Consider the following 26,988-nt stretch of genomic DNA (forward strand, 5'->3'; position numbering starts at 1 on the left):
AAGGCCTCGCCCTATATCTCTGGCACCTTCGCGTCATCGCTGCAGGGCAGCGTCAGAGAGCCGATCTTCCCCATGTCGAACGAGCGTTACAACCCGCGCGCCGCCGAATCGAAGTGGCAGGCCGCCTGGGAAGCCGCCGACGCCTTCCGCGCCGGCGAAGACCGCAGCCGACCGAAATACTACGTCCTCGAGATGTTCCCCTATCCCTCGGGGCGCATCCATATGGGCCATGTCCGCAATTATGCGATGGGCGACGTCGTGGCGCGCTACAAGCGGGCGCAGGGCTTCAACGTGCTGCACCCGATGGGCTGGGACGCCTTCGGCATGCCGGCAGAGAATGCCGCGATGGAGCGCAAGGTCCATCCCGGCGAATGGACCTACAAGAACATCGCGGCCATGCGCGCCCAGCTCAAATCGATGGGCCTGTCGCTCGACTGGAGCCGCGAGATCGCGACCTGCCATCCGGAATATTACCGGCACGAGCAGAAGCTGTTCCTCGACTTCCTGAAGGCCGGCCTCGTCTACCGCAAGGAAGCCATGGTCAATTGGGACCCGGTCGACCATACGGTGCTCGCCAACGAGCAGGTGATCGACGGCCGCGGCTGGCGCTCCGGCGCGCTCGTGGAACGGCGCAAGCTGGTCCAATGGTTCCTGAAGATCACCCATTTCGCCGACGAGCTGATCGAGGGCCTGAAGACGCTGGAGCGCTGGCCCGGCAAGGTCCGCCTGATGCAGGAGAACTGGATCGGCAAGTCCGAGGGCGCGCGCCTTTCCTTCAAGTTCAAGGGCGGCGCGCCGGCCGAATCGGTCGACGTCTATACGACGCGGCCCGACACGCTGTTCGGTGCCGCCTTCCTGGCGATCGCGGCCGATCATCCGATCGCGGCTTCCCTGGCCAAGGCCGATCCCGTGCTGGCCGCCTTCTGCGACCAGTGCCGCAAGGGCGGCACCTCGGAAGAAGAGATCGAGCGGGCGGAGAAGCTCGGCTTCGATACCGGGCTCGAGGTCCAGCATCCGTTCCTGGCGGACGAGACCCTGCCGGTCTATATCGCCAATTTCGTCCTGATGGATTATGGCACCGGCGCCATTTTCGGCTGCCCGGCGCATGACCAGCGCGACCTCGACTTCGCGCGGAAATACGGCCTCGAAGTGACCCCGGTGGTGCTGCCGCCGGGCGCCGATCCGGCCACATTCGCGGTCGGTACCGAAGCCTATACCGGCGACGGTACGCTCTATCATTCGGGCTTCCTGGACGGTCTCGGCGTGGTCGAGGGCAAGGCGGCGGCGATCGCGAAGATCGTCGAGCTGGGCGCCGGCCAGGGCACGGTGACCTATCGCCTGCGCGACTGGGGCGTGTCGCGCCAGCGCTATTGGGGCGCGCCGATCCCGGTCATCCATTGCGAGCGCTGCGACGTGGTGCCGGTGCCGGACGACCAGCTTCCCGTCACCCTGCCGGACGACGTCAGCTTCGACCAGCCGGGCAACCCGCTCGACCGCCATCCGATCTGGAAGCACGTGAACTGCCCGAAATGCGGCGCTCCGGCCCGGCGCGAGACCGACACGTTCGACACCTTCATCGATTCGTCCTGGTATTTCGCGCGCTTCTGCTCGCCCCGCAGCGACCAGCCTTTCGACCGCGAGGCGGTCGACTATTGGCTGCCGGTCGACCAATATATCGGCGGTGTCGAGCATGCGATCCTGCATCTGCTCTATTCGCGCTTCTACACGCGGGCGATGAGGGCGACCGGCCATATCGGCATCGACGAACCCTTCGCCGGCCTGTTCACCCAGGGCATGGTCAATCACGCGACCTACAAGTCGGCCGGCGGCGAGTGGCTGAACCCGGCCGACGTGACGACCGACGCTTCGGGCGCGCTGGTGCGGATCGAGACCGGCGAAGCGGTGACCCAGGGCCGGGTCGAGAAGATGTCCAAGTCGAAGAAGAACGTGGTCGACCCCGACGACATCATCGAACGTTACGGCGCCGATACGGCGCGCTGGTTCATGCTGTCCGACAGCCCGCCGGAGCGCGACCTGGAATGGACCGAGGGCGGCATCGAGGGCGCCTGGCGCTTCACCCAGCGCCTGTGGCGCATGGTCACGGAAGGGCTGACCCGAATCGGCCCCGTGGGTGATTCGGCTTATGGCGCCGAGGACGGCCCGCTCCGCCGTGCCACCCACAAGACGATCGCCGGCGTCACCGCCGACATCGACGAATTCCACTTCAACAAGGCGGTCGCCCGCCTCTACGAATACGCCAATGCGGTGCAGGACGCCGCCCTCGGCAAGACCGGGGCGAGTGCGGCGGCGATTCGCGAGGCGCTCGAAGTGATGGTCCAGCTCGTCGCCCCGATGATGCCCCATCTGGCCGAGGAACTGTGGCTGGCGCTCGGTCACGGCACCATGCTGGTGGCGACGCCCTGGCCCAAGGCCGATCCGGCGCTGGCCGCCGACGACGAGGTGACCATCGCCGTCCAGGTCCAGGGCAAGCTGCGCGGCACGCTGAACGTGGCCAAGGATCTGCCCAAGGAAGAACTGGAGCGGCTTGCCCTCGCGTTGGACCAGGTGCAGAAAGCGATTGACGGACGCCCGGTGCGCAAGGTCATCGTGGTGCCCGGTCGCATCGTCAACCTGGTGGTCTGAGTCATGACGCTTCCTTCGACGGTTCCGGTCAAGCCCGGGCGGGTCACGCTCGCCCGGCTGCTGACGGCCGTCGTGCTGGGCACGGTGCTGGCGCTCGCCGGCTGCGGCTTCCGGCCGATGTACGGCAGCGAATCGACCTCGGCCGAGGCGGAGGCCCTGCTCGGCTCGGTCGCGGTCTCGCCGATCGGCAAGGACCGCACCGGCCAGGTCTTGCGCAACGACCTGATCGACCGCATCTCGGCCGGCCGTTCGGCGCAGAACCCGCGCTATCGCCTGGACGTCACGCTGGAGACTTACGAGCTCGGCGGCCTGATCCAGAGCGACGCCACGGTGACCCGCTATACCGTCACCCTGCGCGCCAAGATCCATCTGGTCGATGTCGCCAGCGGCCAGGGTGTGATGGACGAATTGGCGCGGGCGACCACCGCCTACAATATTCCGGTTTCCGAATATGCCGCGATCAGCGCCCAGCAGGACGCCTATCGCCGCGCCTCGACCCAGCTCGCCGACGAAATCCGCTCCCGCGTGGCGAGTTTCCTCGAAGCCAACCGTGGGCGCTGACGGCGGCTTCGCATGAAGCTCGCCGGCGCCTCCATCGACCGTTTCCTGGCCCGGCCCGATCCGGCCGTCCGCCTTGTCCTCGTCTTCGGGCCGGACGGCGGCTTGGTGCGCGAGCGCGCCGCCCTGGCGGCGAAAAGCGTGGTGCCGGACCTGAACGATCCCTTCCGCGTGGTCGAGTTGAGCGGCGCCGCGCTCGACGACGATCCGGCCCGCCTGGCCGACGAGGCGGCCGCCATCTCCATGATCGGCGGGCGCCGCGTGGTCCGGCTCCGCGACCTCGCCGACAAGCACGCCAAGCTGATCCAGGCCTTCCTCGAGGCGCCGGCGGGCGACGCCCTGGTGGTCGCCGAGGCGGGTGACCTGCCGAACCGGCGCAGCACGCTGCGCAGCGCCGTGGAAGAGGCGGCCAATGGCGCCGCCATCGCCTGTTATGCCGACGACGCCGGCAGCCTGGACGACCTGATCGACCAGGTGCTGGCCAAGGCCGGCCTCGGCATCGATCCCGACGCCAAGCATTGGCTGGCCGAGAGGCTCGGCGCCGACCGCGCGCTCAGCCGCAGCGAACTCGACAAGCTGGTGCTCTACATGGGCGCCGGGGCGACGCGGGTGAACCTCGAAGACGTGCGGAACGCGGTCGGCGATGCCTCGGACATCGGCATCGACGATGTCGTCGAAGCCTGCCTCGGCGGCGACATGGCGCGGCTCGAACGGAGCCTGGAGCGCTGCCGCCAGGCGGGGGAGAATGCCATCACCGTGCTCCGCGCAGTGAGCCGCCAGGTGCTCCAGCTCCAATTGGCGCGCGGCCTGGTCGACAATGGCGCCTCGGTCGAGCGGGCGCTCAGCCTGCTGAAGCCGCCGGTGCGCTTCCCGCGCGACCGCGCCTTCAAGGCCCAGCTCAACCGCTGGTCCGGCCACCGCCTGGCCGATGCCGTCGACCTCCTGGTCGAGGCGGAACTGGACAGCAAGACAACGGGCAACCCGGCCGACGCCCTGACCGCCCGCGCCCTGATGCGCATCGCCGGCGTCGCCGCCCGGAGCGGGCGGCGGTAAGCGATCAATCGGGCGCCCAACCGCAACCCAGGTTTTCCGCCACGGTGGCGAGGCGTCGGTCGCGGGACCACAGGCGGGTGCCGGCGAGGACGGCGGCGCCGAGCAGGCAGACGTCGACATAGCCGATGCCGCGCCCCATCAGGGCGTGGGAGTCGACGAAGGCCAGGGCTTCGGCGGCGGTGATCGGGTCGAGCCGTGGCAGGCCGGACAGCAGGGCGATGATCTCCCGCCGGTTGCGCAGGCTGCCGCAGGCGATCTCGCCGATGATGAAATCATGGGTGGCGACGAGGCCCTGTCCGAGCAGGTCCACCAGTCGCGCGTCGCCCGCCCGCAAATGGTCGACCCAGACGGAGGTGTCGACCAGGATCACGCCGGGACGTCCCGCCGCCGGGGGACCGCTTCGAGTGTGGGTTCCGTGCCGCCGAGACGGGCCAGGCGGCGTGCGCTCTCGCGCTCGATCAGGGCCTGGAGGGCGGTGCGCAGCAACTGCCCGCGATCGGCGACGCCGCTGAGCCGCTGCGCCTCCGCCAGAAGGTCGTCATCAAGGGTGATGGTCGTTCGCATGCCGCACCCGCATCAAACTATGCATCGAATGATGCGACTATGGATGCGGGTGCGGGTCGAGTCCAGGGCCTACGGCAGCAGCACGGTCGAGCCTACCGTCTGCCGGGCTTCGAGGGCGCGGTGGGCGGCGGCGGCTTCGGCGAGGGGGAAGCTCTGGCGCACGTTGGTCTTGATCACGCCGCGGGCGACCAGGTCGAACAGGCTGGCGGCGGCGTCGTCGCGTTCTGATTTCTCGCCGATATAGTGGAACAGAGTCGGCCGGGTCAGATAGAGCGAGCCCTTGGCCGAGAGCACGCCGGGGCTGACCGGCGGTACCGGGCCGGAAGCATTGCCGAAAGTGACCATCAGGCCGCGCACGGCGAGACTGTCGAGCGAGCCTTCCCAGGTGTCCTTGCCGACCGAATCATAGACCACGGGCACGCCCTTGCCGCCGGTCAGTTCACGGACCCGTTTCGGCACGTCTTCCGCGCGGTAGAGGATCACTTCGGCGGCGCCATGGGCCTTGGCCAGTTCGGCCTTTTCCGGGCTGCCGGCGGTGCCGATCAGGCGGACGCCGAGATGCCGCGCCCATTGGCAGGCGATCAGGCCGACACCGCCCGCGGCGGCGTGGAACAGCACGGTCTCGCCCGCCTTCACCGGGTAGGTCCGGTGCAGCAGGTACCAGGCGGTCAGGCCCTGGAGCATGAGCGAGGCGGCCTGCTGGTCCGAAACCCCGTCCGGCACCTTGACCAGATGATCGGCCGGATAGTTGCGATGGGTCGCATAGGCGCCGATCGGGGCCAGGCAATAGGCCACCCGGTCGCCCGGGGCGAGGCCGGCGACGCCCGGTCCCAGCGCTTCGACCACCGCCGCCGCTTCGAGCCCGATCCCGGCCGGCAGGGGCTGGGGATAGAGGCCGCTGCGGTGGTAGCAGTCGATGAAATTGAGGCCGATCGCGGTCTGGCGCAGGCGCACCTCGCCCGGGCCGGGCGGCGCCAGATCGACCTCTTCGAGGGCGAGGACTTCGGGGCCGCCGAAGCCGTGGAGGCGGATCGCCTGGGCCATCGCCGCCGCCTCAGGCCAGATGGGTGGCGAAGAAGGCGAGCGTCCGGCCATTGGCGAGATCGGCTGCCGCCTTGTCGTAATGGGCGCCGCCGATGCGGGCGAAGGCGTGGTCCTGCTCGGCATAGGTATGCAGCGTGACCAGGGGGTTCGCGCCCAGGCCTTCCCTGATCTTGGCCTGGGCTTCGGGCGGCACGAAACCGTCCTTGCCGGCGATATGGAGCATCAGCGGCTTGCGGAGGCCGGCGGCCTTGCCCAGCACCTCGTTGATGCCGACGCCGTAATAGCCGACGGCGGCATCCACCGCGGTCTCGCAGGCGGTGCGATAGGCCATGTGGCCGCCCAGGCAATAGCCGACCGCGCCGACCTTGCCGGTGGTGCCGGGCAGCGTCGCGGCGACCGCCCGGGTCGCCTCGATGTCGGCGATGCCGGCCTCGCGGTCGAAGGCGGAGAAGAGGGCGAAGGCGCGGTCCCATTCGGCCTTGCTCTGGTCGGTGATGTCGATGCCGGGCTCGATCCGCCAGAACAGGTCCGGGCAGATCGCGACATAGCCTTCGCCGGCCAGCCAGTCGCAGACGCCACGCATCACCGCGTTCACGCCGAAGATTTCCTGGATCACGACGATCGCGGGCGCCGGAGCGGCCGAGGCGGGGCGGGCGACATAGGCCTGGAAGCTGCCGCCGTCCTTGGCCTGGATGGTGAGGGACTTGCTGCTCATGGTGATCTCCCTGTCGGCGTTGGCCTGATGGCGGAGGGATGCTAGCGCCCGCAAGTTGCCCTGTCATGGCGGATGCTCGGGGCGTGACGGTGGTCACAGGGCGGGCGACGGCCGATTGCGGCGGCTTTCCCGGAGTGGCAGGCTTCGAGCCCCTGGGGAAACAGAGGGGGGATGACATGAGTGCATTGCGACGTCTGACGGGGGCGGCCGTTCTCGGCCTCGCCGTGGCGGCCGGTGCCGGCAGCGCCGGGGCCGATTCGCAAGGCCGGGCCATCCTGGTGCTCGATGCTTCCGGCAGCATGTGGGCGCAGATCGATGGCCGCAGCAAATGGGACATCGCCAAGGATGCGGTGGCCCGGCTGATGGCCGGCTGGGACAGCAAGATCGCCCTCGGTCTCACGGTCTATGGCCACCGCACCAAGGGCGCCTGCGACGACATCGAGGATGTCGTCCCGGTCGGCCCGGTCGACGCCGCCCATATCCGCGACCTGATCGCCAAGCTGAGCCCGAAAGGCAAGACGCCGATCGCGGCGAGCCTCCGCCGGGCCGCCGAAGAGCTGAAATATGCCGAGGAAAAGGCGACCGTGATCCTGGTCTCCGACGGCATGGAGACTTGCGGCGAAGATCCCTGCGCCGTAGCCAAGGAACTGGAGGCGGCGGGGGTCGGCTTCACCGCCCATGTCGTCGGCTTCGACATCCGCGACCAGGCGACCCGCGACCAACTGCAATGCATCGCCGATGCGACCGGCGGCAAATTCGTCCAGGCGGGCGACGCCGGCAGCCTGCAATCGGCCCTGACGACAGTCGCCGCGGCGGCCGGGTCTGCCCCGGCGGCGGCCCCGCCGGCACCACCGCCGTCCCCGCCGCCCGCGCCTGCGGTGCGGGCAAGGACCAGCTTCAAGGCGGTCTATGCGCCGGGCAAGCCGGTCGCCGACGACCACCTGATGTGGGAACTCTTCCCCGACGTGCCGGGCAGCGAGGGCGAGGAATTGGGCGATTCGCTCGATTATTTCTATGGCGCCACCTGGACCCCGGGGGAACGGGTGTCGCCCGGCGACTATATCCTGCGCGCCACGCTGGGGGCCGCCGTGGTGCTGAAGCCGGTGAAGGTCACCGCCGAGAAGCAGGAAGTGGTGGTCGACCTCCAGGCCGGCATCGTCGCCCTCTCCGCCAGCGAGAGCGAGGGGGGACCCAAGCTGAAGGACGGGCTCGGCTGGAAGATCGTCGACGGCCAGGGCAAGGATCATGGCTACAGCTATGACGCCGAGCCGAAATTCGTCCTGCCCGCCGGGGCCGGCTACCGGATCACGGTCGAGCACGGCGACGCCAAGGGCGAGGCGACGGCGAGCGTGAAAGCGGGCGAGACCACGCAGGTCTCGGTCGTCCTGGCCGCGGGTTCGGTCACGGTCGAGGCCCGGCCGAGCGAGACGGAACCGGTCGCGACCGAAGGTGTGGCCTGGAAAGTCCTGCCCCTCGAAGGCGAAGAGATGGTGGCCTATTCCTATGACGCGACCGCGACCTTCCGCCTGAACGCCGGCACCTACCGGATCCGCGCCGAGCTCGGCGAAGGCCGGGCGGAACAGGTGGTCGAGGTGAAGCCGGGGGCACAGCAGAAGCTCACCTTCGTGGTCGGCATCGGCGTGTTGAAGCCGACCGCGATCTTCGCGCCCGGCGCGCCCAAGCCGACCCAGGGCCTGCATTGGACGGTCTATCCGGCCGCTGTCGATCTTTCCGGGGCGCGGGGCGAGCCGGTGACCGACAGCTACGATCTCGAGCCGGTGCTGCGCGTCCCGGCCGGCAAATATTACGTCGAAGCCCAGGCCGGCGAAGCCAAGGCGGGGGTCGAGGTCGAGCTCGGCGCCGGCAAGGCGATGACGCCCCAGGTGAATCTGAACGCCGGTGCGATCCGGGCCAGCGTCACCCGGGGCGGCATCAAGGCGACGGCCGACGTCTATTGGAGCGTGGCGCGGGTGGTCGACGCCATGACCGGCAAGGAGAAGCAGGAGGTCACCAGTTCCTACGAGGCCGAACCGCTATGGATCCTGCCCGCCGGGACCTATGCCGTCACGGTCACCAGCGGCGAACAGACGGCGGAGACGGAGGTCACGGTCGAGGCCGGCAAGCCGACGCCGGTCGCCCTGAGCCTGCCGTGACGCCCGGGGAATCCAGCGACTTCGCGCTCGAAGTCGCCGACCGGCTGGTGGGGACGGCGCCCCGCCGCTTCGCGGATGTGATGGTGAAGCGCCTGTTCGGGGGCGCCGGCCTGTCGCTCGGCGGTGTCACCTTCGCCCTGGTGCTGCGCGGCGTGCTGCACTTCCGGGTCGACGATGCCATGCGCGCGGATTTCGCCGCCCGGGGCGCGGAACCCTTCCGCTATTCGACCAAGCTCCGCCAGGTCACGGTGGCGAGCTATTACGAGGTCCCGGTCGAGATCCTGGACGACGACGACGAGCTGGCCACCTGGGCCGAACGGGCGCTGGCGGCGGCACGGGCCGTGCAGAAGCCGAAGAAGAAGCGTTAGGCGCCGTTCAGCAGGCGGTGCGCGGTGCGGGCGATGTCGATCAGGTCGACCAGGCGGGCGACGAGCTGGTCGCGCGGGTTGAAGGCCAGGCCCTCGCCCGTCCGGATACCGTGGCCGACCGCTTCGACCAGGCGGTCGAGCCGGCGGCGGTGCAGGCCGAGCGCCTTCTGCGCGGGATCGGTCAGGACGCCGGAAAAGGCGGTCAGCACGGCCGCCCCGAGCAACAGGCTGCCGGTGATCCCGGCGACCAGGGCGGTGCCCGGCGCGACCGGAAACCAGCCGTACCAGAGGCCGCCGAGCCCGCTGCCGAGCGGGAAGCCGGCGACCGCGGCATTCTGCGCGATCGCCGCCGCCAGCAGGGGGCCGAGGGAAATCAGACTGGGGGTCAATTGCTTGAACGCGAGCGCCCCGATGCCGATGCTGGTCAGGGCAGTGGCGATGTCGGCCGCCGCCGCCCTGGTGCCGGCATAGCGCGACAGGGCGAGTTCGAGCTGCCGGCGGAAGGCGCCGTCGGCGGCGCTGCGCGCGGCGGCCGCCTCGATCAGGTCGAAGGCGGCGGCCACGGTCGGATCGGCGGCGAGCGCCTGGGCCATGCCGTCCGGCCGGGTCGGATCGTCGGGGTCGAGCAGCAGGAGTTCGTGCTCGATCGCCCGGGCCAAGGCGCGGGCGACCGCAGTTTCCCGCACCAGGGAGAGCTTGGCCAGGCGGCGCGCGGCCCCCCGCCCGCCCAGGCCGCGCAATCCCGCGGCGGCGGCCTGGACGCCGAGCTGCGGCACCGCGAGCAGGAGATTGGCCGGCGCCCGGGCGAGATCCCAGCCGAGCGCATGGCGATGCAGGGCGAGGCTGCCGCGGACGGAAAAATGCCGCTCGACGAAATCGGGCACCCGGGCATGGCAGCCGGCGACATAGGCGGTGATGGCGCGGTCGACGATCGCCGGGGCGGCGGCCGGGTCGAGGGCCAGAACCGCGCCGCTCATCGTGGTCAGTTGCCGCCGGGGCAGGGGTGGCGGGCGCGCATGGCGGCGCGCACCAGGGCATCGGCCGGCCGGGCGTCGAAATCACTGCGGCCCTTGCCCCAGCCCAGCACTTCGTCGGCGATCTCCTGCCATTTCAGGCTGCCGTTGATGCACATGACCTGGTCGTTGGGCACGGTCGGCCGGGCTGCCTCGATCTGGAAGAAATTGCGCATCCAATCCTTGCACTGGCGGGCGGCGGCGCGGTTGCCGTCGCCCGGCGGGTTGGACAGGGCGCGGCCGGCATCGGTGCAGACGGCCATGAAATCGGCGCCGGTGGCGATTTCGCGCGGCGGCGCCTCCTCGGCAAGGGCGAGGGTTGGGGCGAGCAGCAGGGCGAGGCCCGCGAGGGGGGCGAGGCGCATGGACGGTCTCCTCTTGTCGTTACGGCATCATCGCGGTGCCGGCCGCGGCATCGGAGAGCAGGGGAAAGCGCTCCGGCCGCGGCAGATTGTAGTGCCACCATTCGAATTCATTGTGCACGAAGCCCGATTCGACCATGAGGCCGAGCAGGGTGAGCCGGTTTCGCCGTGCCGCCGCCGGTACCGGGGCGGCGTGATAGGAGAGCGGCGTCATGTCGTCGAAGCCGGTGCCCATGTCGAGCGCCTCGCCCGCCGCCGTCGCCAGGGTGAGGTCGAGGGCGACCCCGCGGCCATGGGTCGAGCCCAGGCGGGGATCGGCGATGAAGGTCGGGTCCGGCAGGGCGTCCCACAGTGCCCATTGCGCCTCGGTCGGGCGGAAGCCGTCGAAGATCAGCAGCTCGAGGCCGATCGCCCGGGCCGCCGCCTGGGCGCGCAGGAAGGCTTCGGCCGCTTTCGGATGCAGGAAGCAGGCGGCGCGGGCATAGATCGGCCGGCCGGTGATATTGTCCGGCGTCGCGTAAGCGATGGTCATGAAGGGGCCGCGAGGGCCGGGTAGAATCTCGGTCAACATGGCGGCAGTCTGCCAGAGCCGCGCTGGCGGGCAAACGGCGGCCTGTACAGGGGGCTTATGCAGGGGTCACTTGTGGCGGCGACCCGGATCGCTACATAAGAGCCGACAGAAAACGCGAAGGATCTTCCCTTGAGCGATGAGATTCCGACCTGGCACGGCACTACCATCCTGGGCGTGCGCAAGGGCAACAAGGTGGTGGTGGCGGGCGACGGTCAGGTCAGCCTGGGCCAGACCGTGATCAAGGGCAATGCCCGCAAGGTGCGCCGCATCGGCAACGGCAAGGTGATCGCCGGCTTTGCAGGCGCCACTGCCGATGCCTTCACCCTGTTCGAGCGGCTCGAGAACAAGCTGGAACGCTTCCCGGACCAGCTCACCAGGGCCTGCGTCGAACTGGCCAAGGACTGGCGCACCGACCGCTATCTGCGCCGGCTCGAAGCCATGCTGATCGTCGCCGATGCCACGACCATCCTGGTGCTGACCGGTACCGGCGACGTGCTGGAGCCCGAGGACGGCATCACCGCGATCGGCTCGGGCGGCAATTACGCCCTTTCGGCCGCGCGCGCCATGATGCCCTACGAGCAGGACCCGGAAGTGATCGCCCGCAAGGCGCTGGAAATCGCGGCCGACATCTGCGTCTACACCAACCGCAATCTCACCGTCGAAGTCATCGAATCATGAGCGAATTTTCCCCGCGCGAGATCGTCTCCGAACTCGACCGCCACATCGTCGGCCAGCACGAGGCCAAGCGGGCCGTCGCCATCGCGCTGCGCAACCGCTGGCGCCGGCAGCAGCTCCCCGACGACCTGCGCGACGAGGTCCTGCCGAAGAACATCCTGATGATCGGGCCGACCGGCGTCGGCAAGACCGAGATTTCACGCCGCCTGGCCAAGCTCGCCAATGCGCCCTTCCTCAAGGTCGAGGCGACCAAATTCACCGAGGTCGGCTATGTCGGCCGCGACGTCGAGCAGATCGTGCGCGACCTCGTCGAAGTGGCGATCGCCATGACGCGGGAAAAGCGCCGCCGCGACGTCAGCGCCAAAGCCGAACTCAATGCCGAGAACCGGGTGCTCGACGCCCTGGTGGGCGAGACCGCCTCGAAGGACACGCGGGAGAAGTTCCGCGCCAAGCTCCGCACCGGCGAATTGGACGACAAGGAGATCGAGGTCCAGGTCGCGGACAATGCCTCGCCCTTGGGCTCGATGGATATTCCCGGGATGCCGGGGGCCTCGGTCGGCATGCTCAATCTCTCGGATATGCTGGGCAAGGCCTTCGGCGGGCGCACCAAGCCGAAGCGCATGACCGTGCACGACAGCCACGCCATCCTGTTGGCCGAGGAGTCGGACAAGCTCCTGGACCAGGAATCGGTCACCCAGGAAGCGATCCGCATCACCGAAAACGCCGGCATCGTCTTCATCGATGAAATCGACAAGATCTGTGCCCGCTCGGAGCGCCAGGGCGCCGACGTCAGCCGCGAAGGCGTGCAGCGCGACCTGCTGCCCCTGATCGAGGGCACCACGGTCTCGACCAAGCATGGCGCGGTGAAGACCGACCACGTGCTCTTCATCGCTTCGGGCGCCTTCCATATCGCCAAGCCCTCGGACCTGCTGCCCGAATTGCAGGGCCGGCTGCCCATCCGGGTCGAGCTGAAGGCGCTGAGCCGGGAGGATTTCGAGCGCATCCTGACCGAACCCGAGACCAGCCTGATCCGGCAATATGTGGCGCTGATGGCGACCGAGGGGGTGACGCTGGACTTCACCCCGGACGGCATCGCCGAGATCGCCAAGGTGGCGGCGGATGTCAATGCCGCGGTCGAGAATATCGGCGCCCGGCGGCTGCACACGATCCTGGAGCGGGTGCTGGACGAGATCAGCTTCTCCGCGAGCGACCGCGCCGGCCAGAGCGTGACCGTCGACGCCGCCTATGTGGCGAAGAATGTCGGCGCGCTGGCGGCCGATACCGACCTCTCCAAGTTCATTCTCTGAACGGATTGGCGATGCGCAGGCGGCCTTCGACCAGAAGGCCGTCCTGCATGTCCTCGGTCCACAGGCGGTCGCAGCCGGCGCGGAGCGCTGCCGCCACGATCAAGGCGTCATAGACCGAAAAGCCGTAGCGCTCGCCGAGCGCCAGGGCCTCGGCATGGGTCGCCAGGTCGAGCGGGACAACCGGGCCCAGGAGGCCGCGCAGCGCTTCCAGGAAATCCCGCGTCTCGGCCCAGCTCAGGCCCATCTTGCGGCGCGCGACATGGGCGACCTCGTTCAGGACCTGAACGCTGATCGTGCCGCCGGCCGCCAGCAGCGCTTCCGCCCGGGCGGCCTTGGCCGGATCGGCCGAGGCGGTATAGGCGAGGATATTGCTGTCGAGGAAGTCAGCGCTCAACGATCTCGTCCCGCTCGAACACGAAATCTTCCGGCAGGCGGCCCCGGAAGGCGCGGAGCCGGGCCAGGAATTCCGCCCGCCCGGGCTTCCGGGCGATGGCGAAGCGCCGCTCGGCTTCGACCACGACTTCGATGTCGTCGCCTTCCTTCAGGGCCAGCGCCTCGACCACCGCGGCCGGCAGGCGGATGGCCAGGCTGTTGCCCCATTTCGAGACCTGCATGGTGGTCGTCTCCCGATGATATACATCTGGTCGATATATATCATGCCCCGGCGGGGCGCAGCGAGCGGATGAAGAAGCGCTCGATCTGGGCGCGGATTCCGGCCTCGTCCTCGCCCGGGAGCTGGACTTGCAGGAACGAGGTCACGATCCGGCCGACCCAGGCGAGCAACTCGGGCAGGGTGATCGCGGCATCGATCTCGCCCCGGCGCAAGGCCTCGACATAGGGCGGGCCGAAGAAGCCGAGCCAGGCTTCGATCAGGCGGGGGGAGCCGAAATGCAGCGCCGTGGCCGCCCGGCCCGCCTCGTTGCCGAGGTGGAGCAAGGCGAGCGGCTGTTTCGGCGATTCGCGGATGATGGCGCAGCAGCACTCCAGCACGAAACCGGGGAAATCCGCCGCGGGTGGCACCACGGCGGCGAGATGGGCCAGGAAGTCCAGCGACTGGCGCTCGACCAGGGCGGAGAGCACGGCATCGCGCGAGGGGAAATGGTTGTAGAGCGTGCGGCGCGAGACGCCGGCGGCCTCGGCGATGTCGTTCATCGTGGCGCCGAGCCCCTGGGCCGCGAAACAGGCGGCGGCATGGTGGAGGATCAGGTCGCGCTTCGAGACGGCCATGGCAATTCCCGCGATTTGCACAAATTCAGGATATTGTGCAAATTCGTCTTCACAAGTACCGTGCCCTTGTAAACCGATCGGGGGGAGACGGTCGATGGAAACCGCCTATTGGGCCGCACTCGCGGTGATCGTGCTGATGGGTATCGGCACGCTGGCGACCACGCTCCGCCAGGCCGGGCCTTACGGTCGGCACATGACGCCGGGCCAGCGCTTCACCATGAAGGCGCGGCCGGCCTGGCTCCTGTTCGAGAGCCCGCAGTGGTTTTCCTTCGCGCTGACCTTTTGGCTGCTGGCGCCGCCGGCGGCTTCGCCCTCTTCCGTGATGCTCTTCGTCTTCGGGCTGTGGCAGTGCCACTATGTCTATCGCGGGCTGATCTATCCCCTGCGGATGCGCGACACGCACCGGCAGTTCCCGCTGATCGCGGTGGTCATGGGTTTCCTGTTCAACCTGCTGAACGGTTTCGCCAATGCCTATGCGGTCGGCCATGCCGAGCACCTGATGACGGCGGCGTGGTTTTCGGACCCCCGTTTCGTCGTCGGCCTGGTGATCGCGGTCGCCGGCTGGGTGGTGAATTTCCAGGCCGACACCATCCTGATCAACCTCAGGAGTGACGGCTTCACCGGCTATCGCATCCCCCGGGGCGGCGCCTTCCGCTGGGTCTCGGCCGCCAATTATTTCGGCGAGATCGTCTGGTGGTGCGGCTTCGGGCTCATGGTGTGGACGCCGGCCTTCGCCGTCTTCGTCTTCTTCACCCTGGCCAATCTGATGCCGCGGGCGCTCGCCCATCACCGCTGGTACCGCGAGCATTTCCCCGACTATCCGAAATCGCGCCGGGCCGTGATCCCCGGCCTGCTGTGAGGGAGGCCCCGATGAGCGCATCGGCCCGGACGATTTTCTTCTTTTCCTTCTATGTCTTCGCGGCGGGCCTGCCCATGGTGGTGGCGCCGGAACTGGTGCTGGGCCTCCTCCAGCTTCCGATCGAGGGGCTGGACTGGATCCGCTTCCTCGGCGTCGTCGTGCTGATCGTCGGCTATTACTACTGCAACCTCGGGCGCGCGGGCGTGGTGCCCTTCTTCTGCTGGTCGGTGCAGATGCGCATCCTCATCGTGCCGGTCTTCGTCGCCCTGATCCTGGTCTTCGGCATGCGGCCCTTCTACATCGCCTTCGTGGTGCCGGATTTCCTGGGCGCGCTCTGGACCTGGTCGGCGCTGCGCAAGGACGGCATCAATCCGCTGAAGCCGCCGGCTTTCGGGGTGGGTGGTTCCGGTTCGGCGCCGAAACGCGAGGCGCTCGCCGGAATCGCGAGCGGGGCGTCGGCGGCCGATTACCGGGACCGCGCCGATCGCGTGTGACTGCTCTCTCGGAGAGGCCGCGGGCTGCGCTTGCGCGGCAGTCTAAACAAATCGGGCGGCATTGCTGCCGCGGGCCGCGCCTTGCGCGGCAGTCTAAACAAATCGGGCGGCATTGCTGCCGCCCGAAAGTCGCCGGATGGGGGATGAATTCATTCGGCGGAAGGAACCCAGGCCGGCCGGACCATCGGCCGGCAGGGTTCCAGGGAATCAGGCGGCGTGCAGCCGGCGGTGCGGCAGGCTGGCGCGGAGCACGTTGCGGGCGGCCGCCTCGATCTGATGCAGGCGGCGGAAGCGGCTGCCGTCGAGCAGGCGGAAGCGGGGATCGGCGGCGACGAAGCTGAAGCCGCTGCGTTCGCGGAGCGCGAGCCCGGCGACGACGTCATCGACTTCGATGGTGAAGGCCGGCGTCGAATCGACGCCTTCGCTGGTGACGAAAGACATTTCATTCTCCTGGCGTCCCACGCACTTGTAACGCGGGACCGTGACAATCTCGGGTCGGTACGGGGGCTCAGCGGGTGCGACAACAGAAGTTGTGCATTCGCCGGAGAGCCCGCGATTTTCGGATCGTCCGGGCGGTCGTCATCGGCCAGTTCATCGGTTCACTCCTCCAGATCGGGGAACCACGACCGTCGTCGTGGCGCTTTAGCAGGGATGACGCGGCGCAAGCTGCTCCCATCAAATTCCGCGGGTCCGTCTCGGGGACCAGGCGCCGCCGGTTCAGGGCGGATGGCTCGAATATAGGACGACTCGACGCGAGGTCAAGTATTCCACAAGAAATTCAAAAGCTGATTTTCTTATTACTAAATTCGAGTGTCAAAAAACCGGCGCGCCAGGGCGACGACATCGTCCAGCCGGTCGTGATGGACCCAATGGCCGGCATTCTCGAAGGTCTCGACCTGGACCTGGTCGAACCAGGCGGTCTTGCCGTCGGCCACCGGGTCGCTGGCCCAGCTCTCGGTACCGCGGAGCAGCAGCACGGGGCAGTCGATGCGCGACCAGATGCGGCCCAGTTCTTCGGGCGAATTCCACACCGGGCTGATCACCCGGACATAGGGGTCGTATTTCCAGGAATAGCTGCCGTCTTCGTTCTGGGCCGCGGCGTGGACGGTGAGGTGTCGGGCCTGTTCGTCCGAGAGGCGGGTGTTGGCCGCCTTCATGCGGGCGATGCAATCCTCGATCGAGGCATAGCGCGGCGCCTGTTTGCGGGCGACGGCGCGGGTGCCTTCGATCCATTGCCGCAGCCGCTCGTGCGGGGCGAGGCTGGCGTGTTTTTCCAGGATCGCGGGTGAGGGACCCCAGCCCTCGATGACCATCAGCTTGGCGACATTCTCGGGATAGATCCCGGCATAGAGCAGGCTGACCGCACCACCCCAGGAATGGGCCAGGATGTTGACCGGGGCCAGCCGGCGCTGCTCGATCAATTGCGCGAGGTCGAGGATGAAGCCGTGGGTCGGGTAATGGCTGCCCGGGGCGTGGTCGCTGTCGCCGTGGCCGCGCAGGTCGGGCGCGATGACATGGAAGCGGTCGGCCAGGCGCTGGGCGACCCAGTCCCAGCTCCGGCAATGGTCGTTGCCGCCATGGACCAGGATCAGCGGCGGCGCCTCCTCGTTGCCCCAGTCGACGTAATGGAGCCGCAGGCCCTGGCTGTAGAAGCGCTGCGAGGAAGGGCCGAGGTTGCTCATGTCGTCTTTCCACTCCCCCCAAGGCCGGTGTGCCGGCCTTCTGTTTGTTGGCCGGCCAGCCGGCGAGCCAGAACCCGGGTGCCCGGCGCGATCGCGCCGCCCGGCCCCGGCAGTGCCTGAATCGTATCGGCTGCCATCCGCCCGTGGCAAGCGGGGCAGGCGATCTCGGGCACCACCACGGCACCGCAGGGGATGTGGCGGAACAGGACGGGCGGGCCTTCCGGGCGCGGGGCCCAGCGGTCGCCCCAGGCGGTGAGCGCCACGATGATGGGCACGAGGTCGAGGCCGGCGGGCGACAGGCGGTAGTCGTAGCGGGGTGGCCGGCTCGAATAGGCGTGTTTCTCGACGATGCCGTTCTTCACCAGGGCGGCCAGGCGGCGGGTCAGCAGATTGCGGGAAATGCCGAGGTCTTCCGCCAGCTCGTCGAAGCGGGTGAGCCCGAGGAAGAGGTCGCGCACGATGAGCGGCGTCCACCAGTCGCCGATCAGGTCGAGGCCGCGGGCGAGCGAGCAATGCATGGGGGCGAAGCTGGTTCTCTGCATGGTGCGACTCTAGTCCGTTGTTTGATTGAACTGAAGGCGCTATTGTCAGTTCAATCATTGAATGGAGGTGGCCGTGTATCACGCGATCGTGCGCCGCAAGGTGCGGCAGCTCTTCGAGGCGGTCAGCCGGGGCGATGCGGAGCCCGTGCTGCGCGCCTTCGCGCCCCGTTTCGAGCACGGCTTCCTGGGCGAGAGCGCGCTGGGCGGGGTCCGGCGCAGCCTGGGGGCGACGCGGGCCTGGTACGAGCGGCTCTATCGCCTGATGCCGGACATCGGCTTCGAGGTCGGGCGCATCCAGGTCGCCGGCGGCCCCTGGAACACGCTGGTGGTGGCCGAATGGCGGGAGAGCAATTCGGGCACGGACGGAGTCCGGACCTGGAACCGCGGCTGCCATGTGCTTCGCCTGGCCTGGGGGCGGGCGACCAGCCTGCTGATCTGCCCGGATACGGCCGGGCTGGCGGCGACGCTGGAACGGCTCTCGGCCAAGGGCGTGGCCGAGGCGACGGCGCCGCCGATCGTCGATTGAGAAGGTTCAGTCGCGGGCGCGGCGCAGTACGACGTAGAGGGCGCCTTCGCCGCCGTCCCGGCGCTGCGCCGGGTGCCAGCCGAGGACGCGGTGATTGTGCTCCGGCGCGTTGAGCCAGCGCGGCACCATGTGGTGGAGCACGCCGTCGGGGGCCTGGTCGATCGGGCCGCGGCCCCGGCCGGTGATGATCAGCACGGTGCGGAGCCCGGCAGCGTGGCTGTCGATCAGGAAGCGGTCGAGGGCGCGGTGGGCGTAGTCGCGGGTATGGCCGTGGAGGTCGAGGCGGGCTTCGACCTTCAATTCGCCGCGCATCAGGCGGCGCTGCTTGAGGCCATCCATGTCGTGGATGCGATGGGCGGGGGCCGGCGCCTCGCCCGAGAGCGGATGCTCGATCCTGGTGACCGAGAGGCGGGGGCGGGCGCCGGGCAGGGGCGCCAGGGCGGGGGTGACCGTCGCCCGCTTCATCGGTTTGACGCCGGACATGGCGGCGTCGAGCAGGGCTTTTTCGTCGGCCGTCGGGGGCCGGCCGGGATAGAGACCGCGCGGTCCCTTATCCGGCCGCTTGCTCACGCCCCCAGCACTTTCCAGATGCCGTTCGCCTGCAGCACCACCTTGCCGCCGGCCGTGAGCAAGCCGTTGACGAAAATGAGCGAGCGGGTCGAGCGGGTGATGCGTGCCTCGCCCTCGACCAGGTCGCCGAGCTTGGCCGCGGTGACGAAGTCGCAATTCAGCGTGATGGTGGAGCAGGGCCGGTGGCCGATCGACTCCCAGACCACGGTGCCGAGCACATGGTCGGCGAAGCTCATCAGCATGCCGCCGTGGCAGACATTGCCCGGGTTCAGATGCTGCTCGCCCACGGTGAAGGAGAAGAGCCAGCGCTCGCCGTCGGGCTTTTCCGTGCGCACGGGCCCGATCAGGCCGAGGAAGCCGGGCCAATCGACAACGACGGGTTCCGCAACAGACATCCGATCACCCCAGAACATGACAATTCGTCCAATTTTCATAGAGAGCGCGGACGGCGTTTGGAACAGTCAATTTCGCATTGCCGCATGACGCAAGCCCCCCGACAATCCGCGCCGCCGAAGAGGGGGGATCCGATGGCTGCGACCTATCGCCGGGGACTGCACGAACTGGGTGACGGGCTCTATGCCTGGCTGCAACCGGACGGCGGCTGGGGCTGGTCCAACGCCGGGCTGATCGCCGACGGCGGCGAGGCCGTGCTGGTCGACACTTTGTTTGACCAGCGCCTGACCGCCGAGATGCTGGCGGCGATGAAGGATGCGGTGCCGGGCGCGCGCATCGGCACGGTCGTGAATACCCATGCCAATGGCGACCATTGCTGGGGCAATGCCCTGGTCGAGGGCGCCGAGATCGTGGCCAGCCGGTCGAGCGCCGAGGAAATGGCCGAAGTGCCGCCCGCCATGCTCGCCTCCATGATGGCGGCGGCGAATGAGCTCGGGCCCCTCGGCGACTATCTCAAGGAGATTTTCGGCGCCTTCGATTTCGCCGGCGTCGTCGAGAGCCCGCCGACCAAGACCTTCTGCGCCCGTTGCATCCTGGCGGCCGGCGGGCGTGCCATCGAATGCGTCGAACTGGGGCCGGCGCATACCAAGGGCGACACCATCGTCCATGTGCCCCATGCGAAGACGGTGTTCACCGGCGACCTGCTGTTTTCGAGCGGGCATCCGGTGATGTGGGCCGGGCCGGTCGGCAATTGGATCGATGCCTGCGACCATATCCTGGGCCTCGACGTCGAGACCGTGGTGCCGGGTCACGGGCCGCTCGCGACCAAGGCGCATGTCGCTCGGCTGCGCGATTATCTCGGCCATATAAGGGACGAGGCGAAGGCGCGTTTCGATGCCGGCCTCGGCGCTTTCGAGGCGGCGCGCTCGATCGCCCTCGACCAATGGTCGGACTGGGGCGAGGCGGAGCGGATCGCCGTGAATGTCGCGACGCTCTACCGCGAATTCTCGGGCGATTCCAATCCGCCGAATGTGGTCGAGCTGTTTTCGTGGATGGCGCAATTGCACCGCGATCGGCGGGCCTGAGGCCAAATTTCCTGTTTGCGCGCCCGAAGCCGCAGGCTATCAAGGCCGCGCAGTCAAAGGGCCGGACAAGCGCCCGAGCTGAGGAGAGCCAGTGCCATGAGAGAAGCCGTCATCGTCTCGACCGCCCGTACGCCCATCGGCAAGGCGTTCCGGGGCGCCTTCAACGCCACCCACGGTGCCACCCTGGGTGGCCATGTGATCAAACACGCGGTCGCCCGCGCCGGCCTCGCCGGTGAAGAGGTGGACGACGTCTATCTCGGCGTCGGCCTGCCGGAAGGTGCCACCGGCCACAATGTGGCGCGCAATGCGGCGATCCGCGCCGGCCTGCCCGTCACCGTCTCGGGCGCCACGCTGAACCGCTTCTGCTCCTCGGGCCTGAACGCGATCGCGCTGGCAGCGCAGACCATCATGGCCGGCAATGCCGACATCATGGTGGGCGGCGGCCTCGAGTCGATCTCGCTGGTTCAGAACAATCTGAACGTCAATTACTTCACCGAAGACTGGCTGATGGAGCACAAGCCCTCGCTCTGGATGCCGATGCTCGACACCGCCGACAATGTCGCCCACCGCTACAAGGTGAGCCGCGAGGCGCAGGACGAATATTCCCTGTCGTCGCAGCAGCGCACCGCGGCGGCCCAGGCGGCCGGCGCCTTCGACGCCGAGATCGTGCCGCTGAAGACCGTGATGAAGGTCTTCGACAAGGCGACCGGCCAGACTTCGGACGTCGAAGTCGAACTGGTGAAGGACGAAGGCAACCGGCCGGAGACCACGATCGAAGGTCTCGCCAAGCTGATGCCGGTGAAGGGCCCGGACAATTTCGTCACCGCCGGTAATGCGTCGCAGCTCTCGGACGGCGCTTCGGCCTGCGTCCTGATGGAAGCCAAGGTCGCCGAGAAGCGCGGCCTGAAGCCCCTCGGCGTGTTCCGCGGCTTCGCGGTCGCCGGCTGCGAGCCGGACGAAATGGGCATCGGCCCGGTCTTCGCCGTGCCGAAGCTGCTCGCCCGTCATGGCCTGAAGGTCGACGACATCGGCATCTGGGAACTGAACGAAGCCTTCGCGGTGCAGGTCGTCTACTGCCGCGACCGCCTCGGCATTCCGATGGAGAAGCTGAACGTCTCGGGCGGCGCCATCTCGATCGGCCATCCCTACGGCATGTCGGGTGCCCGCATGACCGGCCACGTCCTGCTCGAAGGCAAGAAGCGCGGCGCCAAATACGGCGTCGTCACCATGTGCATCGGCGGCGGCATGGGTGCGGCCGGCCTGTTCGAGATCCTGTAACGACTGCCGGGGGGCGGTTTCGGCCGCCCCCCATCGTCCCCGCCCCCGCCCGGGGGCGCGGAACACAGACCCGGGGGAAACATGGCGAAGGCCGAAGGCAAGGGGCGTACCGCCCTGGTCACCGGGGCGTCGGCGGGGCTCGGCGTCGCCTTCGCGGAAACCCTGGCCAAACGCGGTTTCGCCCTGGTGCTGACCGCGCGGCGGGCCGACCGCCTCGACGCCCTGGCCGAAGATCTGCGGAAACGCTTCGCCGTCGCCGTCGAGGTGATCCCGGCCGATCTGGCCGATCCCAAGGCGCCGGCCGACCTGGTCGCGGCGATCGCGGCGCGCGGCATCCAGGTCGACATGCTGGTCAACAATGCCGGTTTCGGCGTGCCGCCGGCCTATGAGAACACTACCTGGGAAGACCAGCGCGACCTGATCCAGGTGATGGTGACGGCGCCGGCCGAACTGACCCACCGCCTGCTGCCCGGCATGATCGCGCGGCGCTGGGGACGCATCCTCAATGTCGCCTCGCTGGCGGCTTTCGTGCCGGCGATCCCGGGTTCGACCCTCTATGCCGGGGCGAAATCCTTCGTCGTCCGCTTCTCCGAATTCCTGGCCGCGGAAGTCCGGGGCAAGGGCGTCCATGTCCTGGCCACCTGCCCGGGCTTCACGCGAACCGAATTCCACGCCAGCGCCGGCATCGCCGAAGTCGCCAAGGCGATCCCCGGCTGGCAGTGGCAGAGTGCCGAGGTCGTCGCCGAAGAGGCGGTCGCGGCCGTCATGGCCGGGCGCGAGAGCGTGCTGGTCAACGGCACCGCCAACAAGGCGACGGCGGGATTGATCAAATATCTGCCGGGCTTCGTGCTGCGCCGGATGGCGGCACGCCATCCCCTGGCGAAGCGCGCCGAAACCAAAGAAAGAGGCTGAGATGCTGTCCGTTCCCATGCTGGGCCCCAAGGGCGACGATCTCGATGCGATCCGCTACGGGCTCTTCCTCGTCTCGCTGCTCGCCTCGATCTTCTATCTCGGGCGGGCGGGCGAGAGCTGGTACCCGCTGATGCCCTATCTGAAGGCGGTGCCGGTCGGCCTGCTGGCCGTGCTGGTGCTGATCTCGATCCCGCTCAATTCGCCGCTGGGCCTCCTCTTGCTGGCGGCCCTGGTGCTGTCGACCGCGGGCGACGTTTTCCTGGCCCTCGAAGACGACAAGAAATGGTTCGTGCCCGGCCTCGGCTCCTTCCTCTGCGCCCATGTCGCCTATGCCGCGATCTTCGCCCTGGTGATGACCAGGTTCCCGATGCAGGCGGAGCTCTGGCGCTTCGCCGTGATCGGTGTCGCGGTCCTGCTGGCGGTCGGTCTCTTCGTCGGGCTGAAGGGCCAGATGGGCGAGCTGGCGGGGCCGGTCGGCGTCTATATGGCGGTGATCCTGGTCATGGTCTCCGGCGCCCTGCTGGTGCCGGCGACGACGCCCTGGATCGCGGCCGGCGCCCTGCTCTTCATGGGTTCGGACGCGCTGATCGCGGTGGCGCGTTTCGGCACCCCCTTCGGCGGCATCCACCACATCATCTGGGCGAGCTATTACGTCGGCCAGTTCCTCCTGATGGTCGGGATCCTGCGGGGCTGACCACGAAGTCGGCGGCGCGGCGGAAGCCGGCGACCGACGCGGTCAGGCCGGCCAGCCCGGCCAGGGCAAAGCCCAGCGCAGCCAGCCGGTCGCCCCGTCCGGGCGGGCCGAGGCGCACTTCGTCCACTTGTTCGGGGCTGTAATAGACCAGCGCGGTCGGATTCTTCACCGTGCCGCCCGGGCTGGGTGCCACTTCGCGCAAGAGGGCGAGCTGACGTTCGCCGATCTCGTCCACCGTCTCGGCCTCGACCATGGCGTGGCCGGGCGGCAGGAAGCGGACGCGCAGGCGATAGGCGGCCGTCTCGCCGGCCGGGCCGGCGGCCACGGCGTCGACCACTTCGGCGGTGGTGGCCGGCCAGTCCCCCGCCGTCCAGTGTTCCCGCGCCGCCACCAGGGCGACCGCCGTGACCGCCGCCCCGGCCATGCCGAGGGCGAAAAATCCGGCGGAGAGGAGACGGTGGCGGGCGGGCGACATGGTCGCATGATCCACGGCCCGGCCGCGGTGGGCAACAGCGGAAGGACCCGGCGAATGGTCGCGGCCGGGTCCCCCGGGACGATGCCGGCTCAGAGGCCGGCGATGAAGTCGGCCAGCTTCTTGTCCGCCGCCTCGGCCACGTCCCTGGCGTCGGCGATCTTGGACTGGAGCTGCTCGATCGCGGTTTCCTGCTCGTCGAGCTTCTTCAGGTAGCGGCGGTAGAGATCGCTGTCATGCGGCACGGCGTCGAGATTGGCGCGCAGCCGGGCCTGTTCCTCGGTCAGGTCGCCCAGCTTGGACGACAGCGCCTCGGCCGTCTGCTCGGCTTCGGCCTGGGTCCGTTTCAGGGCGGCCAGCTTGGTGAAGACGTCCTTGGCCTTGGCGTCGACCGCCCGGCTCGCCGAATAATAGGCGATCTGGGCATCGCTGAGGTCGGCGATGCCGATCGTCGTCGTGCCCGGGCGTTCGGCCACCACCTTGACCTCGGCCGTCTTGCCGGCCGTGAGCTTGACGGGGATGCGCCAGTAGAGGTCGGTCTCCTCGACCCCCGACTTGGGCTCGACCAGCGCATAGCCGGCGAGCTTGGGCAGTTCCAGGATCAGGCTGCGGCTCTCGCGCGCCGGGGCGGCCACCTTGAAGGTCATGGTGCGGCGCGCCACGCTCTGCGCCGTGAAGACGCCGCGCGAGATGGTACCCGAGGTGAAGCTCGAATCGTCGGTATCGGCGCGGTCGACGCGGACTTTCTGGTCGAGGGCGTAGGAGATCATGCGCTCCTCGCCCGCCGGCAGGGCGGACAGGCGGGCATCGCCGACATAGGAGAAGCTGCCGTCCTCGCCCTTTTCATAGAGGGTCAGGATGCCCGGGGGCAGGCCGGTGGCGCCGTCGTTCTTCAGCTTGATCGAGGCCAGCGGATGGCGCTGGTGCACACCCGGTTGATAGAGCGCGAGGCGGGCCGCCGGCACGTCGCGGTCGATGATGGGGACCGAGAGCGAGCGCCCGGCGGCGACCGAGACCGGCGCCTGGAGCTTGAACACGATCTGGGTCAGGGCTTCGGTCGAGGCGGCCGAGGCATCGGGCGAGGCGGGGGCGAAATCGCTCGGCTCTGCCGCCTTGGCCTCGGCTTCCGCATAGGGCGAGGCCATGATCGGGGCGGGGGCCGCTGCCGGCAAGGGCGGGGCGCCGCCGACCGAGGCGGCGGAAAGACCGCGGGAACGGTCGTAGCTCCGCGTGTCGTCCTGGGCGGCACCGCCGCCAGCCACATAGAGGCTGGCACCAGTATCGACATTGGGCAGGATGCGGCCGACGACCTCGACCGGGACTTCCGGCCGGTCGACGTAATAGGAGGCGTAAAGGGCCTGGCGGAAAGTCACCGGGCTGCCCGAGACCAGGGTCAGCTCGACATTCTTCCAGTCCTGGCCACTCATGTTCTCGACCACCGCCCAGCCCTGGAGCCGGGCCGCGGCGGCCTCGGGATCGGCCGGCAGGCTGACCCGGTAGGACGTCTTCCAGAGCGGAGTCGCGACGACATAGGCGACGCGCACGGTGCGCGAGCCCTGGCCGCGGGCGGCAATGGTCAGGCCGCGGCGATCGCGCGCATGGGCGGCGGAAATCGCGGCCAGCGCCTTGTCGACCTGGGCCTGCAGGGCAGGATCGGTGAAGGCGAGCGACTGGGCGTCTTCCAGCACCAGTTGCTGCAGGCCGGCGGCGGTCATCAGGCTGACCCGGTTGCGGGTGACGGTGGCGCCGGAGGGCAGCGTGGTGGTCTCCGGCTCGACCTTGAGGAGGCGGCCGGTCAGGGTGCGGGCGCCGGTCGCGGTCACTTCCGAGCCCTGGAGCGCATTGAGCAGGGCGATCGGTGATTCGAGCGCCTCGGGCCCGAAGGGCAGGTCGCGGAAAAGCTGTGAGACCGGCTGCTGGCCGGGCAGTTCGATGCCGCCGACGCCACCCTTGTCGTCGAACACCACCAGGCTCTTCAGGACGTCGTCGACCTGGTCGAGCGGCACGTCGAGGGTCAGGGTGGCGTCGCCGTCGACTTTGGCTTCCCATTCGAAATAGCCGACGCCGCCGGTCGACAGCATGACCCGGTCGAGCGTCAGGTCGGCCGCTTCGGCGGCCCCGAAGCCGAGGCCGGCCGGAGCGCCGAAGGCGGCGGTCGCCAGGAGCGGCAGCGCCCTGAGCGTGGTGCGGAAATGCATGGTGGTTTCCCCCGTTCACGAATGCCGCAGCTTTGCCTTGAAAGCATGGTGGCATCAGGTCGGCATGGTGTTCATTCCGTGATGCTGTCGCAAGGGGAGGGCTCGGACAGTGACGTTGCTCACAGATTTCCTGTCTGGCCGGGCGCCGGACGACGAAGGGCGCCTGATCGACGAAATCCGCGCCAAGCCGGCGAGCTGGCTCGAAGCCCGGCACGATTTCATCCAATGGCTCTTTCCCCTGCCCGAGGTCAGCGGCGCCAATCCCGGCGCGCCTACGCTGAGCGAGGCGGAGGCGCGCAGGATCGCCGCGGATCCCACGTTACAGGATTCGTTGCTGGTTTCGACCGATGCGCTGATGCGGCTCTACGGTATCGTCCGCCAGGGAACGGAATTCGCGCGAGGCGCCGATTTTCCGGGACCATACGACCATTGGTTGGGGTCGGCCAACCACAATCACTTGCGGCTGACGCGGGTGTTGCGGTGTCTCGCCCTCACCGGTCTCGGCCCGGTGGCGGACGGTTTGCGCCGGCTGCTGTTCGAAATCGCGGCCGCCGAAGCGCGGGGGGCCTGGAGTTTCTGCCTGCGTTATTGGCGCGACGCGGGCAGCCTGCCGGCGGGCTGGTCTTCTATCCCTTGATCCCGCTGGGGTTGATCGTGTATCTGTAATGATAACCTTTGGTAGGTGTCCCATGAACCGCGGCACGATACCCCGAGAGGTCGTCGAAACGGCTCCGGCGGGTGAAGAGAAGACAGCCGCCGAACGGCTGCGGGCGGTGGCTTCGGCCATCGCGGCCGACCATGGGGACGGTGTCCTCCGTCTGATCCTGGAGGAGGAGTGGCGGCGCTCGACCCAGCGCGGGCATAACCTGCGCCCTCTACCCATCGGCGATCTCGAGGCGATGCTGATATTCCTGGTTGAAAGAATCCGCCGGGACCATGGCATTGAAGCCATGAATCGACTATTGGACGACGTGCGCACTCTTGGCGAAATGCGCGAAGCGAGGGACAATCGTCGCGGGCATTAGCCGGG

At 68.6% G+C, this 26,988-nt stretch carries 33 protein-coding genes; 16 read left to right on the forward strand and 17 right to left on the reverse strand.

Annotation, left to right across the window (positions count from 1 at the left end; translation table 11 throughout):
* Positions 1-72: 72 nt before the first annotated feature.
* The 3 genes from leuS to holA are packed head-to-tail and all read left to right on the forward strand — an operon-like array spanning position 73 to position 4,254.
* The gene (gene leuS, locus WC493_RS02235; RefSeq protein ID WP_373062191.1) at positions 73-2,643 is read left to right on the forward strand and encodes a leucine--tRNA ligase; all 2,571 of its coding nucleotides are present in this window, start codon (positions 73-75) and stop codon (positions 2,641-2,643) included.
* Between the two features lie 3 nt (positions 2,644-2,646).
* The gene (gene lptE / locus WC493_RS02240) at positions 2,647-3,204 is read left to right on the forward strand and encodes an LPS assembly lipoprotein LptE (protein WP_373062072.1); all 558 of its coding nucleotides are present in this window, start codon (positions 2,647-2,649) and stop codon (positions 3,202-3,204) included.
* A 12-nt stretch (positions 3,205-3,216) separates the two neighbouring features.
* The gene (holA, locus tag WC493_RS02245; RefSeq protein WP_373062074.1) at positions 3,217-4,254 is read left to right on the forward strand and encodes a DNA polymerase III subunit delta; all 1,038 of its coding nucleotides are present in this window, start codon (positions 3,217-3,219) and stop codon (positions 4,252-4,254) included.
* Between the two features lie 4 nt (positions 4,255-4,258).
* On the opposite strand, the gene WC493_RS02250 is transcribed toward holA, so the two are convergent.
* The 4 genes from WC493_RS02250 to WC493_RS02265 form a co-directional block, all read right to left on the reverse strand.
* Complete coding sequence (locus WC493_RS02250) at positions 4,259-4,624, reverse strand: type II toxin-antitoxin system VapC family toxin (RefSeq protein ID WP_373062076.1); 366 nt, start codon at positions 4,622-4,624, stop codon at positions 4,259-4,261.
* A complete protein-coding gene (locus tag WC493_RS02255; RefSeq protein WP_373062078.1) occupies positions 4,621-4,818 on the reverse strand; it encodes a type II toxin-antitoxin system VapB family antitoxin in 198 nt (65 codons plus the stop codon). Before WC493_RS02255 ends, WC493_RS02250 begins: the two co-directional genes overlap by 4 nt.
* 69 nt (positions 4,819-4,887) lie before the next feature.
* Positions 4,888-5,862 (reverse strand): quinone oxidoreductase, encoded by a 975-nt coding sequence (locus WC493_RS02260; RefSeq protein WP_373062080.1) that lies wholly within the window; start codon positions 5,860-5,862, stop codon positions 4,888-4,890.
* 10 nt (positions 5,863-5,872) lie between these two features.
* A complete protein-coding gene (locus WC493_RS02265; RefSeq protein WP_373062082.1) occupies positions 5,873-6,577 on the reverse strand; it encodes a dienelactone hydrolase family protein in 705 nt (234 codons plus the stop codon).
* Between the two features lie 176 nt (positions 6,578-6,753).
* Here WC493_RS02265 and WC493_RS02270 point away from each other — a divergent pair, with 176 nt between their 5' ends.
* Together WC493_RS02270 and WC493_RS02275 are read left to right on the forward strand one after the other, a co-directional pair.
* A complete protein-coding gene (locus WC493_RS02270; RefSeq protein WP_373062084.1) occupies positions 6,754-8,730 on the forward strand; it encodes a VWA domain-containing protein in 1,977 nt (658 codons plus the stop codon).
* A complete protein-coding gene (locus WC493_RS02275) occupies positions 8,727-9,098 on the forward strand; it encodes a TfoX/Sxy family protein (RefSeq protein WP_373062086.1) in 372 nt (123 codons plus the stop codon). Before WC493_RS02270 ends, WC493_RS02275 begins: the two co-directional genes overlap by 4 nt.
* Here the strand turns inward: WC493_RS02275 and WC493_RS02280 are convergent.
* Genes WC493_RS02280 through ddpX form a run of 3 tightly spaced genes read right to left on the reverse strand, consistent with a single transcriptional unit; the run spans position 9,095 to position 11,005 of the window.
* Positions 9,095-10,075 (reverse strand): DUF6635 family protein, encoded by a 981-nt coding sequence (locus tag WC493_RS02280; protein ID WP_373062088.1) that lies wholly within the window; start codon positions 10,073-10,075, stop codon positions 9,095-9,097. The two genes, WC493_RS02275 and WC493_RS02280, sit on opposite strands and share 4 nt — an antisense overlap.
* Positions 10,076-10,080: 5 nt before the next feature.
* Positions 10,081-10,476 carry a Rap1a/Tai family immunity protein gene (locus tag WC493_RS02285; RefSeq protein ID WP_373062090.1) on the reverse strand — a complete coding sequence of 132 codons (396 nt, stop codon included), beginning with the start codon at positions 10,474-10,476 and terminating at the stop codon, positions 10,081-10,083.
* A gap of 19 nt (positions 10,477-10,495) precedes the next feature.
* Positions 10,496-11,005: a D-alanyl-D-alanine dipeptidase gene (gene ddpX / locus WC493_RS02290; RefSeq protein ID WP_373062092.1), complete on the reverse strand. Its 510-nt coding sequence runs from the start codon at positions 11,003-11,005 to the stop codon at positions 10,496-10,498.
* A gap of 168 nt (positions 11,006-11,173) precedes the next feature.
* Between ddpX and hslV the strand changes: the two genes are divergently transcribed.
* Positions 11,174-11,722, forward strand: a complete 549-nt coding sequence (hslV, locus tag WC493_RS02295; protein ID WP_373062094.1) for an ATP-dependent protease subunit HslV — start codon at positions 11,174-11,176, stop codon at positions 11,720-11,722.
* Entirely contained in the window at positions 11,719-13,026 is a 1,308-nt protein-coding gene (gene hslU, locus WC493_RS02300; RefSeq protein ID WP_373062096.1) for an ATP-dependent protease ATPase subunit HslU, read from the forward strand. Before hslV ends, hslU begins: the two co-directional genes overlap by 4 nt.
* Here the strand turns inward: hslU and WC493_RS02305 are convergent.
* From WC493_RS02305 to WC493_RS02315, 3 genes are read right to left on the reverse strand one after another with little or no spacing between them, the layout of a single operon-like run.
* Entirely contained in the window at positions 13,016-13,420 is a 405-nt protein-coding gene (locus WC493_RS02305) for a PIN domain-containing protein (RefSeq protein ID WP_373062098.1), read from the reverse strand. The genes hslU and WC493_RS02305 overlap by 11 nt on opposite strands.
* Positions 13,410-13,640 carry an AbrB/MazE/SpoVT family DNA-binding domain-containing protein gene (locus tag WC493_RS02310; RefSeq protein WP_373062100.1) on the reverse strand — a complete coding sequence of 77 codons (231 nt, stop codon included), beginning with the start codon at positions 13,638-13,640 and terminating at the stop codon, positions 13,410-13,412. The genes WC493_RS02305 and WC493_RS02310 overlap by 11 nt, the downstream gene beginning before the upstream one ends.
* Before the next feature lie 40 nt (positions 13,641-13,680).
* On the reverse strand, positions 13,681-14,253 hold the full coding sequence (locus WC493_RS02315) for a TetR/AcrR family transcriptional regulator (RefSeq protein WP_373062102.1): 573 nt from the start codon (positions 14,251-14,253) through the stop codon (positions 13,681-13,683).
* Positions 14,254-14,347: 94 nt separating this feature from the next.
* Here WC493_RS02315 and WC493_RS02320 point away from each other — a divergent pair, with 94 nt between their 5' ends.
* Both WC493_RS02320 and WC493_RS02325 read left to right on the forward strand, forming a co-directional pair.
* Positions 14,348-15,112: a DUF1295 domain-containing protein gene (locus tag WC493_RS02320; protein WP_373062104.1), complete on the forward strand. Its 765-nt coding sequence runs from the start codon at positions 14,348-14,350 to the stop codon at positions 15,110-15,112.
* Positions 15,113-15,123: 11 nt separating this feature from the next.
* Positions 15,124-15,606: a hypothetical protein gene (locus WC493_RS02325; RefSeq protein WP_373062106.1), complete on the forward strand. Its 483-nt coding sequence runs from the start codon at positions 15,124-15,126 to the stop codon at positions 15,604-15,606.
* Positions 15,607-15,813: 207 nt separating this feature from the next.
* On the opposite strand, the gene WC493_RS02330 is transcribed toward WC493_RS02325, so the two are convergent.
* From WC493_RS02330 to WC493_RS02340, 3 genes are all read right to left on the reverse strand, one after another.
* Entirely contained in the window at positions 15,814-16,047 is a 234-nt protein-coding gene (locus tag WC493_RS02330; RefSeq protein WP_373062108.1) for a hypothetical protein, read from the reverse strand.
* 359 nt (positions 16,048-16,406) lie between these two features.
* Positions 16,407-17,288, reverse strand: coding sequence for an alpha/beta fold hydrolase (locus WC493_RS02335; protein WP_373062110.1), 882 nt, complete (start codon positions 17,286-17,288; stop codon positions 16,407-16,409).
* Positions 17,285-17,830: a winged helix-turn-helix transcriptional regulator gene (locus WC493_RS02340; protein ID WP_373062112.1), complete on the reverse strand. Its 546-nt coding sequence runs from the start codon at positions 17,828-17,830 to the stop codon at positions 17,285-17,287. Before WC493_RS02340 ends, WC493_RS02335 begins: the two co-directional genes overlap by 4 nt.
* A gap of 73 nt (positions 17,831-17,903) precedes the next feature.
* Between WC493_RS02340 and WC493_RS02345 the strand changes: the two genes are divergently transcribed.
* A complete protein-coding gene (locus tag WC493_RS02345; protein WP_373062114.1) occupies positions 17,904-18,356 on the forward strand; it encodes a nuclear transport factor 2 family protein in 453 nt (150 codons plus the stop codon).
* Between the two features lie 6 nt (positions 18,357-18,362).
* On the opposite strand, the gene WC493_RS02350 is transcribed toward WC493_RS02345, so the two are convergent.
* A complete protein-coding gene (locus tag WC493_RS02350; RefSeq protein WP_373062116.1) occupies positions 18,363-18,926 on the reverse strand; it encodes a Smr/MutS family protein in 564 nt (187 codons plus the stop codon).
* Positions 18,923-19,321, reverse strand: a complete 399-nt coding sequence (locus WC493_RS02355) for a PaaI family thioesterase (protein WP_373062118.1) — start codon at positions 19,319-19,321, stop codon at positions 18,923-18,925. Before WC493_RS02355 ends, WC493_RS02350 begins: the two co-directional genes overlap by 4 nt.
* Before the next feature lie 132 nt (positions 19,322-19,453).
* On the opposite strand from WC493_RS02355, the gene WC493_RS02360 reads away from it, so the two are divergent.
* The 4 genes from WC493_RS02360 to WC493_RS02375 all read left to right on the forward strand — a co-directional run bounded on the left by WC493_RS02360 (position 19,454) and on the right by WC493_RS02375 (position 23,288).
* Complete coding sequence (locus WC493_RS02360; RefSeq protein WP_373062120.1) at positions 19,454-20,404, forward strand: MBL fold metallo-hydrolase; 951 nt, start codon at positions 19,454-19,456, stop codon at positions 20,402-20,404.
* A gap of 96 nt (positions 20,405-20,500) precedes the next feature.
* Positions 20,501-21,682, forward strand: a complete 1,182-nt coding sequence (locus WC493_RS02365) for an acetyl-CoA C-acyltransferase (RefSeq protein WP_373062122.1) — start codon at positions 20,501-20,503, stop codon at positions 21,680-21,682.
* Positions 21,683-21,763: 81 nt separating this feature from the next.
* Positions 21,764-22,594: an SDR family NAD(P)-dependent oxidoreductase gene (locus WC493_RS02370; protein ID WP_373062124.1), complete on the forward strand. Its 831-nt coding sequence runs from the start codon at positions 21,764-21,766 to the stop codon at positions 22,592-22,594.
* Between the two features lies 1 nt (position 22,595).
* Positions 22,596-23,288: a lysoplasmalogenase gene (locus tag WC493_RS02375; RefSeq protein ID WP_373062126.1), complete on the forward strand. Its 693-nt coding sequence runs from the start codon at positions 22,596-22,598 to the stop codon at positions 23,286-23,288.
* Here WC493_RS02375 and WC493_RS02380 read toward each other — a convergent pair.
* Positions 23,227-23,763: a hypothetical protein gene (locus WC493_RS02380; protein WP_373062128.1), complete on the reverse strand. Its 537-nt coding sequence runs from the start codon at positions 23,761-23,763 to the stop codon at positions 23,227-23,229. The genes WC493_RS02375 and WC493_RS02380 overlap by 62 nt on opposite strands.
* An 89-nt stretch (positions 23,764-23,852) precedes the next feature.
* Positions 23,853-25,958 (reverse strand): DUF4139 domain-containing protein, encoded by a 2,106-nt coding sequence (locus WC493_RS02385; protein WP_373062130.1) that lies wholly within the window; start codon positions 25,956-25,958, stop codon positions 23,853-23,855.
* A gap of 109 nt (positions 25,959-26,067) precedes the next feature.
* On the opposite strand from WC493_RS02385, the gene WC493_RS02390 reads away from it, so the two are divergent.
* Positions 26,068-26,595: an opioid growth factor receptor-related protein gene (locus WC493_RS02390; RefSeq protein WP_373062132.1), complete on the forward strand. Its 528-nt coding sequence runs from the start codon at positions 26,068-26,070 to the stop codon at positions 26,593-26,595.
* 52 nt (positions 26,596-26,647) lie between these two features.
* On the forward strand, positions 26,648-26,983 hold the full coding sequence (locus tag WC493_RS02395) for a hypothetical protein (protein WP_373062134.1): 336 nt from the start codon (positions 26,648-26,650) through the stop codon (positions 26,981-26,983).
* Positions 26,984-26,988: the final 5 nt, after the last annotated feature.

The organism is Zavarzinia sp., assembly GCF_041650655.1.
GTDB lineage: Bacteria > Pseudomonadota > Alphaproteobacteria > Zavarziniales > Zavarziniaceae > Zavarzinia.